Source organism: Streptacidiphilus sp. MAP5-3 (assembly GCF_041262505.1).
GTDB lineage: Bacteria > Actinomycetota > Actinomycetes > Streptomycetales > Streptomycetaceae > Streptacidiphilus.
Genome location: NZ_JBGCCL010000028.1, coordinates 65933 through 79708, shown reverse-complemented (window position 1 = coordinate 79708; position 13776 = coordinate 65933). Strand labels below are relative to the sequence as shown.

Annotated in this window: 13 protein-coding genes; 8 read left to right on the top strand and 5 right to left on the bottom strand. The window is 70.6% G+C overall.

The window, feature by feature from the left end; genetic code table 11:
• Positions 1–37: 37 nt before the first annotated feature.
• From ABH928_RS29775 to ABH928_RS29765, 3 genes are all read right to left on the bottom strand, one after another.
• Positions 38–505, bottom strand: a complete 468-nt coding sequence (locus ABH928_RS29775; RefSeq protein ID WP_370071737.1) for a molybdopterin-dependent oxidoreductase — start codon at positions 503–505, stop codon at positions 38–40.
• Between the two features lie 510 nt (positions 506–1015).
• Positions 1016–1546 (bottom strand): dihydrofolate reductase family protein, encoded by a 531-nt coding sequence (locus ABH928_RS29770; protein ID WP_370071736.1) that lies wholly within the window; start codon positions 1544–1546, stop codon positions 1016–1018.
• Positions 1547–1730: 184 nt separating this feature from the next.
• Complete coding sequence (locus ABH928_RS29765; RefSeq protein WP_370071735.1) at positions 1731–2984, bottom strand: chitinase; 1254 nt, start codon at positions 2982–2984, stop codon at positions 1731–1733.
• Positions 2985–3274: 290 nt separating this feature from the next.
• Here ABH928_RS29765 and ABH928_RS29760 point away from each other — a divergent pair, with 290 nt between their 5' ends.
• From ABH928_RS29760 to ABH928_RS29745, 4 genes are all read left to right on the top strand, one after another.
• The gene (locus ABH928_RS29760) at positions 3275–4534 is read left to right on the top strand and encodes a serine hydrolase domain-containing protein (protein WP_370071734.1); all 1260 of its coding nucleotides are present in this window, start codon (positions 3275–3277) and stop codon (positions 4532–4534) included.
• Between the two features lie 111 nt (positions 4535–4645).
• Positions 4646–5356 (top strand): hypothetical protein, encoded by a 711-nt coding sequence (locus tag ABH928_RS29755; protein WP_370071733.1) that lies wholly within the window; start codon positions 4646–4648, stop codon positions 5354–5356.
• A 169-nt stretch (positions 5357–5525) separates the two neighbouring features.
• Positions 5526–5978, top strand: a complete 453-nt coding sequence (locus tag ABH928_RS29750) for a flavodoxin family protein (RefSeq protein ID WP_370071732.1) — start codon at positions 5526–5528, stop codon at positions 5976–5978.
• A gap of 31 nt (positions 5979–6009) precedes the next feature.
• Positions 6010–6447: a hypothetical protein gene (locus ABH928_RS29745; RefSeq protein WP_370071731.1), complete on the top strand. Its 438-nt coding sequence runs from the start codon at positions 6010–6012 to the stop codon at positions 6445–6447.
• A 27-nt stretch (positions 6448–6474) separates the two neighbouring features.
• Here ABH928_RS29745 and ABH928_RS29740 read toward each other — a convergent pair whose 3' ends face one another.
• The gene (locus ABH928_RS29740) at positions 6475–6702 is read right to left on the bottom strand and encodes a hypothetical protein (RefSeq protein ID WP_370071730.1); all 228 of its coding nucleotides are present in this window, start codon (positions 6700–6702) and stop codon (positions 6475–6477) included.
• Positions 6703–6903: 201 nt separating this feature from the next.
• Here ABH928_RS29740 and ABH928_RS29735 point away from each other — a divergent pair, with 201 nt between their 5' ends.
• The 3 genes from ABH928_RS29735 (at position 6904) to ABH928_RS29725 (ending at position 9477) form a co-directional block, all read left to right on the top strand.
• Entirely contained in the window at positions 6904–7650 is a 747-nt protein-coding gene (locus ABH928_RS29735) for an isochorismatase family protein (protein ID WP_370071729.1), read from the top strand.
• 88 nt (positions 7651–7738) lie between these two features.
• Positions 7739–8716 (top strand): ATP-binding cassette domain-containing protein, encoded by a 978-nt coding sequence (locus ABH928_RS29730; protein ID WP_370071728.1) that lies wholly within the window; start codon positions 7739–7741, stop codon positions 8714–8716.
• Positions 8713–9477 carry an ABC transporter permease gene (locus tag ABH928_RS29725; protein WP_370071727.1) on the top strand — a complete coding sequence of 255 codons (765 nt, stop codon included), beginning with the start codon at positions 8713–8715 and terminating at the stop codon, positions 9475–9477. Before ABH928_RS29730 ends, ABH928_RS29725 begins: the two co-directional genes overlap by 4 nt.
• A gap of 2 nt (positions 9478–9479) precedes the next feature.
• Here the strand turns inward: ABH928_RS29725 and ABH928_RS29720 are convergent, their stop codons facing one another.
• The gene (locus ABH928_RS29720; protein ID WP_370071726.1) at positions 9480–12839 is read right to left on the bottom strand and encodes a BTAD domain-containing putative transcriptional regulator; all 3360 of its coding nucleotides are present in this window, start codon (positions 12837–12839) and stop codon (positions 9480–9482) included.
• A gap of 103 nt (positions 12840–12942) precedes the next feature.
• Here ABH928_RS29720 and ABH928_RS29715 point away from each other — a divergent pair, with 103 nt between their 5' ends.
• A complete protein-coding gene (locus ABH928_RS29715) occupies positions 12943–13773 on the top strand; it encodes a hypothetical protein (protein WP_370071725.1) in 831 nt (276 codons plus the stop codon).
• The last annotated feature ends 3 nt before the right edge of the window (positions 13774–13776 follow it).

Sequence of the window (13776 nt, the reverse complement as noted above, 5' to 3'; positions counted from 1 at the left end):
GGATCAGGAGCCTCCTACGGCTCACCGCCGCAACGGCTCACCGCTCGAAGGGACCCACCCACACGTCGGTGATCCCGCTGATGTAGCGCGCCCCACTGTGATCCCCGGGCACCACCAGCTGCGGCCCGTGCTCGTCGAGCGGCGTCCCGTCGACGCTGGTGGCCAGCAGGATCTGCTGCCCACCGAAGTCCGGGTCGATCTCCGCCCAGGACACGACGGCGCAGTGCCCGTCCGCCCCGGTCACCGCCAGCAGGAACCTCAGCCGCGCCTTGCGCCCCCGCAGATCCACCACCGGCCGCGCCGCCCGCACCACGTCCCACAACCGCGGCCCTTCGAACCGGTGCCGCTGCTCCCCACTCCCGAGGCAGTCGAACCGCGCCTCGACCCGGCTCACGGGCAGCTCACGCAACTGAGTGACCGTCACCTCGCTAGGCGCGTCGAGCAGCCCGTGCAACCGCACGGACGGGTGGGTCGGCGCAAGCGCGGACGCGTCGGATCTGCTCACAGAACCACTCCCTACAACCGGACGACCGAAGGTTGCCGAAGTGGTACCCATGGGTGGACGCAGATACCCATGCAATCACTCTTCAGAGCTGGCACTTGCAAGGATCAATCTTGCATCCCCCTAGCAGATGCGACATCACATGTCGCAACCGACCGCGCTTGGATTCATTTCCCAAGCTCAGCGCCTACCCGCTGCGCTGACCCTCCGCCAGAATGAGCCTGTGGAATTCGAGGGTTCACGTCCGGTCGCTCCGCGACTCCTCCTTGCGAGCCGCATTGGGTGGTTCGAGCTGGAGCATCCTGTGTTCATCCCCGCCGGCTGCCGCTTCTGGCGCAGTCCAGACGCACTGGTAGTCGAGCTGCCCACGGGCGAACAGCGCACATTCCCGGGCAGATTGCTCCGCTGACCCAGCCGCAGGCGGGCCACTACCGGCGCCCATAGCTCCCCCGTTGCATGGACAGCTCGCATGCGCAGTCGGCCAACTGGCACCAATCTCACGAGATGGCACACCTAGCTTCGGATGCGGGCGAGGAGATTTGTGACGGCTCCCGCCTGCGTCACGCTGATCGGATCGAGCTGGATGCCCGCGCCGCCGGGGCGTTCGAACATGCGGACTCCGTCGCCGAGCAACAGCGGCACGCTGTGGACGAGCACTTCGTCCAGCAGGCCCGCGTCAAGGCACTGCCGTGCGGCGTTCGCGCCGAGGACCACCACGTCCTTGCCCGGTGCGGCCGCGGATCTGGCCGCCGCGACCGCCTTTTCGACACCGTCGACGAAGGTGAACCCGGGGGCTGCCGCCTCGGGCGCGGCGTGGGTGAGCACCACCTGCGGGCCGGTCCAGGCCCCGCCGTAGGGCCTGCCGCCTTCCGCCCTGGCGATCCGGTAGGTGCGGGCGCCGATGAGCAGGGCGCCGATCCGGCTCATCACCTCGGTCACGGCCGGGTTCGGCCCGACGTAGTCGGCGATCCAGGCCATGTCGTCGTTGGGCGCGGCGATGAAGCCGTCCAGGGACATGGTGATGTGCCACAGCACTTTGGTCATGGATCGCAGGCTACGCCGGGAGTCCGACAGGATCGGCGTCTGCCGAGTGCCACGCGGCAGCAGCCGGGGCCGCTTCCTGGCCGTTCCCGATCCTGAGGGGGCCTCGAGCTCTCCGCCCGCTGACGTGCAACGCGCCGCCCGGTGAGGTCACCGGGCGGCGCGTCAGCATTGCCATTCCGGCAGGTCAGCAGGTGCCGTCATCGTTCCAGGCGCCGGACGGGCCGCCGGGGGCCTCGTCGTCGTTCCACTGGTTCGCGGTCCAGTTGTGGCCGTTGTACGAGACCTGCTGGCCGGCGGTGTACGCGGTCGAGGCACTCCACGCCGCCGCGCAGCTACCGCCTCCGCCGGAGGTCGACGTGGAGGTGGGAGTAGGTGTAGGTGTGGGCGTCGCCGTCGGGGTGGGGGTCGGCGAGGGGGTGGGCGGGGTCGCGCCCGCGAACTCGGCCGTGTACTTGGTGAAGTCGTAGGCGTTCTGGGTGACGCTGCTGCACTCACCGGACAGGTTGCCGTTGTTGTTCGGCGGGTTGCACTCGCGGTCGCGGTTGACGTCCCAGAACGTGTACCGGGACATGCCGTTGGACTCCGCGAAGTTCAACACCGTCTGGAAGTCGGACTGGTAGAAGTACTCGGCGCTGTCCGTCCGGCCGTTCATGCCGGAGACACCCTCGTGCGCGTACGCCGTCGCCGAGCTCCAGCCGAAGGTGTTCGTCAGCTGGGTGTTGAAGTCCTGGAGCGCAGTGATCTGGCTGGCCGCACCGGAGAAGCCCCCGTCGAAGGGCATGATGGAGTAGTTGTCCGGGGTGAAGCCGAGCGTCTTCGCGTTGTCGAGCAGTTGCTGCCCGAAGTAGTTGGCACCGGACGTGGTCGACGGGATCGTCACCGAGACGTACAGCCCCGGGTTGTTCGCCTGGAGGATCTGCGCGGCGCCCAACTCGTTGTTGATCGCCGTGGAGTTCTCGATCTCCGGCTCCTCCAGGTCGAAGTCGATCGCGTGCAACCCGTAGGCGCTGATGACCTGTTGGTACGCGGCGGCGGTGGCCGCCGGGGTGCCGCACTCCTGGCCGAGCTTGGTGCCGCCGTAGCCGCCCGCCGAGACGGAGACGTCCCCGCCGTCGGCGCGGACCTCGTTGACGACCGCGGCGACCTGGGTGTCGGAGGACACCGGGTCCGTGCCGTCCCAGGTCGGCGTGCAGCCGCCGCCGTTGGGGGCCAGGACGAAGGCCAGCTCGAACGCCTTCTGTCCGGTCGCGGACATCACCTGGCCCAGGTCCGGGGCGCTGGAGTCGAGCGTGTAGTAGTACGGCGCGGAGCCGTACCAGTTGCTGCCGAGCGCCGCCGTGGTGGAGGCGTGCCCGGTGCCGGCGGTCAGCACCAGGGTGCCCGCCGTGAGCAGCGTCGCGACAGCCGTCGCGGGAAGCATCGCTCCCAGTCTTCGCATCTCGTCACCTTCGTCTGGGGGAACGTGAGGTAAGCCGACGTTGACATAACGGGTGGAGAGTGATGCAGGCGGCGCCGCTCTGCACTGAGACATCGTCAATGTGGGGCTGGACCAGCACTGTTGTCAAGGTCTGGACCAATATATGAGGTCTGGACCAGTTACGCGGACACGCCCACTGCTGGAGCAACCCGCCGAGCGAGTCGCACTGCGGTCGTTTCATCGACACAGCACCGACGCCGCTCAGGAACAGCCTGTCCGGAGAGTGGATCGGGTGACCAAGGAAGGCGACCATGCCCCTTCGCTCAGTCTTCGCTCGTCCGACTTTCGCTCGTCCGGCCTTCGCACGCCGCCGGTTCGGTGCCCTGCTTGCGGCCGGAGCCACACTGCTGCCGCTGGCCCTGGCGACGCCCGCCCCGGCAACCCCGGCAACAGCCGGCCTGCGGCAGGTCCGCAGCGAGCCGTCCTACGCCGCCACGCTGACGCCCGAACTCGTCGCGGAGCTGCAGCGGCTCCGCGTCCCCGGCGGCGTCATCGCCGTCAGCACGCCCGGCTCGGGCACCTGGATCAAGGCGCTCGGCACCTCCGACCTCGCCACGGGACGGCCGATGGACCCGGCCGACCACTTCCGGGTGGGCAGCATCACCAAGACCTTCACAGCGACCGTGATCCTCCAGCTGGTGCAGGAGCATCTGCTGACGCTCGACGACAAGGTCAGCCGCTTCCGCCACGACGTGCCCGACGGACCGAACATGACGGTCCGTCAGCTGCTCAACATGACCAGCGGCCTCTACAACTACAGCGAGGACCTGGGCATCAACCGCGTGCTGGACCAGGCGCCGCAAACGCGGTGGACGCCGGACCAACTGCTGCGGATCGCGTTCCGTCACCGCTCCTACTTCGACCCGGGCCGCGGATTCCACTACTCGAACACCAACTACGTCCTGCTGGGCCTGATCATCGAGCAGCTCACCCACCACCCGCTCGCCTACGAGTTCCAGCAGCGCATCACCCGTCCGCTCGGCATGGACGGGACCGGGATGCCGAACGGCACGGAGCTGCCGCGCCCCTACTCGCACGGATACCTCGCCGTCTCCAACGTGGCGAGCCTCACGGCGCCGATGCTGACCGGCAAGGACGCCGCCTGGGCGGACTGGTCCGCGGGCGTCCCCGACGACGTCACCACCGCCAGCCCGTCGTGGACCTGGGCGGCGGGCGAGGCCTACTCCGACGTCCACGACATGCTGTACTGGGCGCCCGCACTGGCCGAGGGGACGCTGCTCAGCCCCGAGCTGCAGCGGGAGCGGCTGACCTTCGTCCGGACCTCCCCCAACGGTCCCGGCTACGGCCTGGGCATCGTCGACTTCCTGGGCTTCCTCGGCCATGACGGCCAGATTCCGGGCTACAACAGCTTCGAGGCCTACGATCCGGCGCTCAAGGCCACCGTGGTCGTGCTGCTGGACCTCAACCAGTCCCCCGACGGATCGGCCCCGGCCGACAAGGTCGCCATGCTGATCTTCCAGCAGCTGTTCCACCTGCCGACCCACCCCTGAGGCCGGATCGCGAGGCCCGTCCCGCCCGGCTCGGGTGGCGTGCCCTCGGTGGGGCGTCCACGCTGGAGTGTGGAGTGAGGTGCGCGACGTCGGACACCACCGGGAGTGGGTATGGCGAGGGACGGTGACGAACCTGGCCGCCAGAGCCGCCGGGCCAAGATAGCGGCCCAGCAGGCTGCGGCCCGCCAGGCCGAACGTCGACGGCGCCTGCTGCTGATCGTGGGAGCGGTGATCGTGGCGGCCGCCGTCGTCGTGGTCATCGTGCTGAACTTCCCGAAGTCGTCGACGACCTCCAACCGCGGCCCCGAGGGCATCACGGTGGAGAGCGGCCCGGCGCTGGCCTCCATCAGCTCCGCAGCGAGCGGAAAGCCCGTGGACGGCATCTCCTGCGACGCGAGCGAACAGGTCGCCTACCACATCCACACCCACCTCGCCGTGTACGTGAACGGGCAGCTGCGCTCCGTCCCGTACGGCATCGGCGTGGTGCAGCCCGTGCCGCAGGCCGCCAACGGCGGCACGTTCGTCTCCGCGAGCAACTGCTACTACTGGCTGCACACCCACGTGTCCGACGGCATCATCCACGTCGAGTCGCCGACCGAGGCGAAGTACACGCTGGGTCAATTCTTCGACATCTGGGGCCAGCCGCTCTCGACGGACCAGGTGGGCCCGGCCAAGGGCCCCGTCACCGCCTACGTCAACGGCAAGCAGTACTCGGGCAACCCGCGCGACATCACGCTCCAGCCGCACGAGGACATCCAACTGAACGTCGGCTCGCCCAACGTGCCGCCCCAGTCGGTGGACTGGTCCGGCTCCGGGCTGTGACCTGCTCCTCTGCGCCGACCGGTGCTCGACCTTCCGCGCGATGTCACATCCTGCGGCCGCATCCTGTCCACCTTTCGGGCGTGGCCGACACGGCGGCGCCGCGCGTGACGCGTCACAGCATCGCAATGTCGCAACGTCACGCGGGAGTCCGAAGTGCGAGGAGCTCGTCATGAAGGCCGTCATCGTCTGCGCGTCCGTGTCGCACGGGAACACGAAGCGGATCGCCGAGGTCATGGGCAAGGTCCTGTCCGCCCCCGTGGTCCAGCCCGAGGAGATCGATCCGGCCGAGCTGGCCGCCTACGACCTTGTGGGTCTCGGTTCCGGGATCTTCTCGGGCAGGTTCCATCCGAGCCTGCGCCGGTTCGCCGGAGAGCTCCCCGTGGGTGGGCACGGCAGGGCGTTCGTGTTCGCCACCAGCGGTCTGCCCGAGCCGCCGTTCCGGCCGTTCACCCGTCCGCTGGCACGGCGGCTCGAACAGAAGGGCTTCACGGTGGCGGACGCCTTCTCCTGCCGTGGCTACGACACCTGGCTGCCCTTCAGGCTCATCGGTGGTATCAACAGGACGCGGCCCGACAGCGGCGATCTCGCAGCCGCACATGCGTACGCCGAGGCATTGCGGTGACGAATCCGTACACCCTCTCGTTGGGGATGATGTGAAGAAGCTCGCCACCGTCGCGGCACTGGCCGCCACCGCGCTCACACTGACCGTCACCTCGGACGCTGTCGCGGCCCACCGGCCGGACGTCCGTGCCTCCGTCGGCGCCGCCCCCACCGTCGCCGCCGTGGTGCTGACCAACGCCGACAGTGGACGGACGGTGGACGTGACCAGCGGCGACGTGATCGAGGTCCGCCTGAGCGGGGCCCGGGGCGAGAACGACACCTGGGCCTGGAGCACGCCGATGTCGTCGTCCGCCGACGTGCTGGCGCAGTCGGTCGGGACCACGTCACCCAGTGGCGACGCGGAGGCGCTGTTCCACGCCACCGGCCCCGGGACGGGGCGGATCACCGCCGTCCGCAGGTGCGTTCCCGGCCCGGGCGCCATCTGCCCGTTCATGGCCGTCCTGTGGGTGGTCGACGTGGACGTGCGCTGAGCCCGAGCCAACGTCTCAGCCCACGTCTCAGCCGCCGGCCACGACGGCGACCGGCACCGCGGGTACGTTCGTCGCCTGCTGCCAGGGCGTGCGACGCACCAACCGGGTGAGCAGGTGGACCCGTTCGTCACCCCACTGCGCCGCCTCGTGCCGCCGGTAGGCTTCGGCGTCGCCGTGGAACCGGCTGAACTCGACGACATGCGGGCGACGTCCGGGGCGTTCCGTCCGCACGGCGTACTCGAAGAACTCTTCCATCGCGTGCCCCTCCTGGCGTCCTGACGGTGGTGCCCATCGCGTTTTCGGGTGTACGCCAAAGACCTTTAGGCGGGCTGGAGTTCAACGAAGGCGCAGCGCGGGCCGCGGGTCGGTCACCGCACGGGGTGACTACTTCCTCCGGATCCGGGAACCCAACACCCCGATGGCGGTGCCGCGCCGTCGCGCGTCAGAGGAGGGCCCGTGACCGACTTCGACATCGAACCGCACCTGCACCAATGGCGGATCGACCCGTACGAGTACCGGCGGCACGAGCAACGGCGCGGACGCCGCCACGCGTTCACCCACCTCGACCCGCAGCGCACCGCGCTGGTGGTGGTCGACATGGTGCCGTTCTTCGACGGGTCCTACTTCCGTGGCGTCGTGCCCCAGGTCAACCGGCTCGCCGACGAGCTGCGCGAGGCGGGCGGCAGCGTGGTGTGGGTGCTGCCCGGTGGGGGCGGCGCGCTGCCGGTCCGCGAGGAGTTCTACGGACCCGTCGCCGCCGAGAATTTCCGCACCTCCGGCGGCACCGGCCCACTGCCCGAACGCCTCTGGCCCGACCTGGCCGTGGACGAGAAGCGCGACGTGCTGATGGAGAAGACGGCGACCAGCGCGCTCTTCCCGGGCAGCAGCGAACTCGGCGCGCTGCTGCGACAACGCGAGATCACCACCGTCGTGCTCTGCGGCACCGTCACCGGCGTGTGTGTGGAGGGCACCGCCCGCGACGCGGCCCAGCTGGGCTACCGGGTGATCATGGTCGCCGACGCCTGCGCGGGCGGCACCGACGAGGCCCACAACGCCAGCCTCCGCGTGGTCTACCGCAGCTTCGGCGACGTCCGCCCCACGGCCGAGGTCGTCGACCTGATCCGTAACGGGAGCGGGGCCGAGGCCGGGGACGGGGCTGCGGGCGGGGACGGGGACGCGACTGCGGGCGCCGAACGCCGCTGACCTGCGGTGATGCCGCACATCACCGTGTCAGTTGCCGTGTCAGCGGCGTGACAGAGGCGTGTCAGGGCCGCTCGGGATCGTAGTCGGCATGAGGAACACGGTGATCGCAGCCCAGGGGCTGCAGAAGACGTACGGGGACAAGATCGTTCTCGACGGCGTCGACTTCGACGTCGAGGCGGGGTCGGTCTTCTCGATGCTCGGCCCGAACGGGGCCGGGAAGACGACGACGGTCAACATCCTGACGACGCTGACGAAGGCCGACGCGGGCGGCGCGCGCGTCGGCGGGCACGACGTGGTGACCGCGACCAGGGAGGTGCGCAAGGTCATCGGCGTGACCGGCCAGTTCGCCGCTGTGGACGAGCTGCTGACGGGTCGTGAGAACCTGCGGATGATGGCGGACCTGAAGCGGATCCGCTCCGCCGAGAAGGTCGTCGCGGGCCTGCTGGAGCGGTTCGACCTGGTGGAGTCGGCCGACAAGATGGCGTCGACCTACTCGGGCGGCATGCGCCGCAAGCTGGACCTGGCGATGACGCTGGTCGGCAACCCGCAGATCATCTTCCTGGACGAGCCGACCACGGGTCTAGACCCGCGCAGCCGGCGCACCATGTGGGACATCGTCCGCGAGCTGGTGGCCGAGGGCACCACCATCTTCCTCACCACGCAGTACCTGGAGGAGGCCGACCAGTTGGCCGACCGGATCGCGGTGCTGGACCAGGGCCGGATCGTCGCCCAGGGCACGCCGCTGGAGCTCAAGCGGCAGATCCCCGGCACCCACGTCCGGCTCCGCTTCGCCGACGCCCGGACGCTGGACACCGCGGCCGGGTTCCTGCCCGAATCGACGCGGGACGACCAGGAGTTGACGCTGCGCGTACCGAGCGACGGCGGATCCCGGTCGCTGCGGGCCCTGTTGGACCGGCTCGACGAACACGCGGTCAACGCCGAGGAGTTCTCGGTGCACACCCCGGACCTGGACGACGTCTTCTTCGCCCTGACCGGCCGCGCGAACCCCAGCAGCAGCACCTCGACCACCACCTCGACCACCACCACGGAGGCGATCGCACGATGAGCACGCTCTCGGTTTCCCTCGGCGACTCGGCGATCATGCTGCGCCGGAACTTCAAGCACACGGTCCGGAACCCCGCCACGGTCTTCCAGGCGGTGCTGTTTCCAGTCGTGATGATGTTCATGTTCGTCTATGTCTTCGGTGACGCCTTCAACGTCGGTGGGAAGTACGTCGACTACGCGGTGCCGGGTCTGATCGTGATGGCCCTCAGCTACGGCATGGGGCCGACCGCGACAGCCGTGAACGACGACATGACGAAGGGCATCATCAACCGCTTCAGGACCATGGACGTCTCCCACGGCGCGGTGCTGACCGGGCATGTCGTCGCAACGACGGTGCGCGGCCTGATCGCTGACGCGGTCATCGTCGGCGTCGGCTTCGCGATGGGGTTCCGCTCGGACGCGACTGCCCTCGACTGGCTCGGCGTCGTCGGGCTGTCGCTGCTGCTCGGCTTCGCGGCCAGCTGGCTCACGGTCGCCATGGGCCTGGCCGCGAAGTCCCCCGAGTCGGCGGGCATGGGCACCGTGCCGCTGATCATGCTGCCGTTCCTCAGCAGCGCGTTCGTGCCCGCCAGCAAGATGGGCCCCGGCATCCGGCAGTTCGCGGAATACCAGCCCTTCACCCCGATCATCGAGACTCTGCGCGGGCTGCTGTCGGGAGGCCACGTGGCGACCGGCACCGCAATCCAGGGCCTCGCATGGTGCATCGGGCTGGCCCTCGTCGGGTACCTGTGGGCGGTCTCCACCTTCAGGAAGCGAGCCTGACGTCAGCGGGCCAGCACAGCCTCGACCAGCCGGGACCACTCGGTCTGCGTCCCCTGCTGAACCGCCTCGGCGAACTCCGGTTCGCCGAGGCGGTTCCGCGCGGTCCGTTCGATCCGGGCCGCGTCCGGATTCGACCGGTCCGTAAGGCCGCGCACGGCCGCGCTCGCCGCAAGCAGCTTCGCTGCCTGTTCCGGCTGGTCGCGGCGGAGCGCGTAGTCCGCGACGCCGACGAGCACCTGCCCGATCAGCAAGGCGTGTCCCGCCTCGGCCGCCGCCGCGCAGGCCGCCGCACGGTGCGCCCGTGCCTCGCCGAGGTCACCGAGATCACCGACCAGGTAGCCGAGCATGTCGTGCCTCAGCGCCCGGATCTGCACAAGCTCGGCATCCTCGCCCAACAGCACCAGGGCGACGTCCAGTTGGCTGCGAGCGTCATCGGCAGCCCCGCCCCACCGGGCCAGCTCCGCCTTCGCGAGGGCCAGTTCGGCCAGTGCGTTCGGCCAGGTCACCTGCTCCGCCCACCGCTGGGCCTCGGCGAGGGCGGCGGCGACAGCCTCCTCCTCGCCCAGCAGCCAGTACAACTTGGCCTGGAGCGAGCGCATCCGGATGAGGTCCTCGGTGGCGCCGAGCTCGGTGACGACGGCGATCGCCTCCTCGTAGAGATCGCACGCGGCAGCGAACTCCCCGCGGGTGGCGATCCGGTCCGCCAGCTCGGACAGCGCGAACGAGATCCCGAACCGCTCGCCGATGGCCCGGAACTCGGCGAGGGCCGCCTCCAGGTATGCCTCCGCCTCGGATCCGCCCTCGCCGAGCAGGATCCGGGTCTTGCCGAGATGCAGCCGGGCGAGGGCCCGCACCCAGGGGTCCTCCTCCTCCAGCAGCGGCTCCCAGGCCGACAGCAGCTGGTCGGGTCCCTGGAGCAGGCGCTCCATTGCGACGACGAGCGCCAGCAACGGGTAGCCGCCCCGGCCGCGCAGGCTCAACCGGGACGCCTCGTGGATCCACTCCGCAGCCTCCTGCGCGTCGCCGCGCCCGGAGCTCACGAACAGCACGACCAGGCCGTACACCATGGCCCGGACCTCGTCGGTCACCTCGCCGGGCGCGCCGGCGGCGGCGGTGATCAGCTCCATGCCCTCGGTGCGCTGCCCGCTGAGCCACCAGTACCAGCCGGCGCCCGCCGCGAGCCGCATCGCCGCCTGCGCCTCACCGGCCGCGAGCGCACCGCGCATCGCCGAACCGATGTTGTCGTGCTCCGCCTCCAGCACGGCCAGCCACTCCAGTTGTTCGGCGCGACGCAGATGCGGGTCCGCGGTCTCGGTGAGTTCGGTGACGTAGGCGAGATGCGCCTGCCGCGCCGACTCGGCCTCACCCGCCTCGGCGAGCCGGTGCCCCGCGTACTCCTTGATCGTGCCGAGCATGCGGTAGCGCGGAACCGCGCCGCCCGCCGTGACCAGCAGCGACTTCTCGGTCAGCGCGGTGAGCAGGTCGAGCACCTCCGCCTGCTCGACCCCGTTCTGTTCGACCCCATATTGTTCGCCCCCGTCGCCCCCGTCGCCCCCGTCGCCCGCGCAGACGCGCTCGGCGGCCTCCAGGCTCGCGCCACCCGCGAAGACCGAGAGCCGCCGCAGCACCGCGCGTTCGGCCTCGGTGAGCAGCTCCCAGCTCCAGTCGACCACCGCGCGCAGCGTCCGGTGATGCGGCAGGGCGGTGCGGCTGCCACCGGTCAGCAGCCGGAACCGGTCGTCGAGCCGGTTGGCGAGCTGCTCGACGGACATCGTCCGCAGCCGGGCCGCGGCCAGTTCGATCGCCAGCGGCATACCGTCCAGCGCCCGGCAGACGCGCGCCATCGTCGCGACGGTCGCCGGCGTCCGGGCGTCGACGGCGCCGTCGGCAGTGACGGCGCTGACGGCACTGACGGCGAGGTCCCGGCGCACCGCCCCGGCCCGGTCCTGCAACAGCCGGACGGCGGGCGAGGCCGCGATCTCGGCCGCGTCCGCGTCGGCGTCCGGCAGGGCCAGCGGCTCGACCGGGAACAGCGCCTCCCCGGTGATGCCGAGCGGTTCCCGGCTGGTCGCCAGGATTCGCAGGCGCCGGCACTCGCCGAGTACCCGATGGGCGAAGACCGCGGCGGGCTCGATCACGTGCTCGCAGTTGTCCAGGATCAGCAGCGCCTCGCGCTCGCGGATCGCCGTGATCAGACGCTCCGTCAGATCCGCCGCGTTCGGCGTGTCGCCGAGCAGGGTGTCGCGCAGACCGAGCCCCGAGAGCGTCGCCTGCGCGACGTCGCCGTCCGGGCCGATCGGGGCGAGCTCCACCAGCCAGGCGCCGTCCGGCAGTTCGCCGAGCATGGTGCGTGCGGTCTCCCCGGCGAGCCGGGTCTTGCCCGAACCACCGGGCCCGATCAGGGTGGTGAGCCGGTGCCCGCCGAGGAGCTCGCGGACGGCGACGACGTCGGCGTCCTTGCCGACGTAACTGGTCAGCTCCGCACGGAGGTTGGTGCGACGGGCCTCCGGCTCCCCGGGCCGGCCCGACTCCCCGCGCGTGGCGTCACGCACCTCACCCAACTCACGCACCTCACGCAGCCCATGCAACTCCCCGCGCAGCAGCGCGACATGGAGCGCGGACAGCTCCGGCGAGGGGTCGACGCCCAGCTCGTCCACCAGCGCCTCGCGGGCACGCTGGAACGCCTGCAGCGCCTCGCTGTCGCGACCGGCCGCGACGAGCGCCCGCATCAGCGCGGCGACCAGCCGCTCACGGACCGGATGCGCGGCCACCAGGTCGCTCAGCTCGGTGACCAGCGCCGCGCCGCGTCCCAGGGCGACCTCCGCGTCGAGCCGCTCCTCCGTGGCGGTCAGGCGCAGCGCTTCGAGCCGGGCGACGGCCGCGTCGAACGCGGCGCTGTCCTGCAGCCCCACGTCCTGCAGCGCCGCGCCGCGCCACAGGTCGAGCGCCTCGCGGAGCAGCGGCACGTGACGGGAGCCGTCCTCGGTGCGGGCCTCGCTCGCCCCGCGCACCCGGCTCGCCCCGCTCGGGCGGCTTGCCTGACTGGCGCTGACCAGCCGCTCGAACCGCACGGCGTCGACGGCGTCGGGCGCCACCGTCAACCGGTAGCCGTCCGGCTGCCCCTCGACCGCACCCTCCGGCAGCACCTTCCGCAGCCGGGAGACCAGGCGTTGCAGCGCGTTGGTGGCGTCGGCGGGCGGGTACTCGCCCCAGATCCAGTCGACGAGCGTCGCCTTCGGCACCACGTGCCCCGGCTTGAGCGCGAGGGCGACCAGCAGTCCCCGCAACCGCGCGCCCGGCACGTCGGCCAGGCCGCCGTCGTCCGTGCGAACCTCCAGTGGGCCCAGCATCCCGATCTGCACCCGGCGATTTTGCCACGGGCGGGGATCAAGGAGGGAGCGTGCGGAGGCGACGATCGGGCGGGGCGCTCACCCTACGTTTACGGTGGCCCCTTAAGGTGAGCGGATGACTTCTCCCGCTCGTCACGCCCGTTCGGTCACCGCTGCCGCCGGTGTCCAGGGCGCCGCTCTACGTGTCCCCGGGATCGTCGCCGCTTTCTGGATCGTCAAGGGACTGTCCACCGCCATGGGTGAGGCGACCTCGGACTACCTGGTCGGGGCCATGGTGCCGCAGATAGCGGTGGGGATCGGCTTCGTCGCGTTCGTCGTCGCGCTGGCGTTCCAGTTCCGGATTCGCCGCTACTGGGCGTGGACGTACTGGTTCTCCGTCGCCATGGTCGGCATCTTCGGCACCATGGCCGCCGATGTGATGCACGTCGCGCTCGGCGTGCCGTACACACTCTCCAGTGCGCTGTACGCGGTGCTGCTGTTCCTGGTCTTCTTCGTGTGGAAGCGCACCGAGGGCACCCTGTCGATCCACAGCATCGACAACCCGCGGCGCGAGGCGTTCTACTGGGCGACGGTCGTGGCCACCTTCGCCATGGGCACCGCGCTCGGCGACTTCACCGCCTTCACGCTGCACCTGGGGTACTTCACCTCGGCGGGTATCTTCGCGGCGCTGATCCTGGTCCCGGCCCTCGGCTACCGCTTCCTGAACTGGAACCCGGTCGCCTGCTTCTGGGCCGCCTACGTGATCACCCGGCCGCTGGGCGCGTCCCTGGCCGACGGCTTCGGCAAGCCCACCGCAACCGGCGGCCTGGGCTTCGGCGACGGCCCGGTGGCGCTGGCGCTCGCCGCGCTGATCGTGGTGGGCGTCGCGTACCTGGCCGTCACCAAGGTCGACGTCCAGAGCACGCCGGAGCCCGAGCTGGAGCGGGAGCACGTCTCGGCGTACTGACTC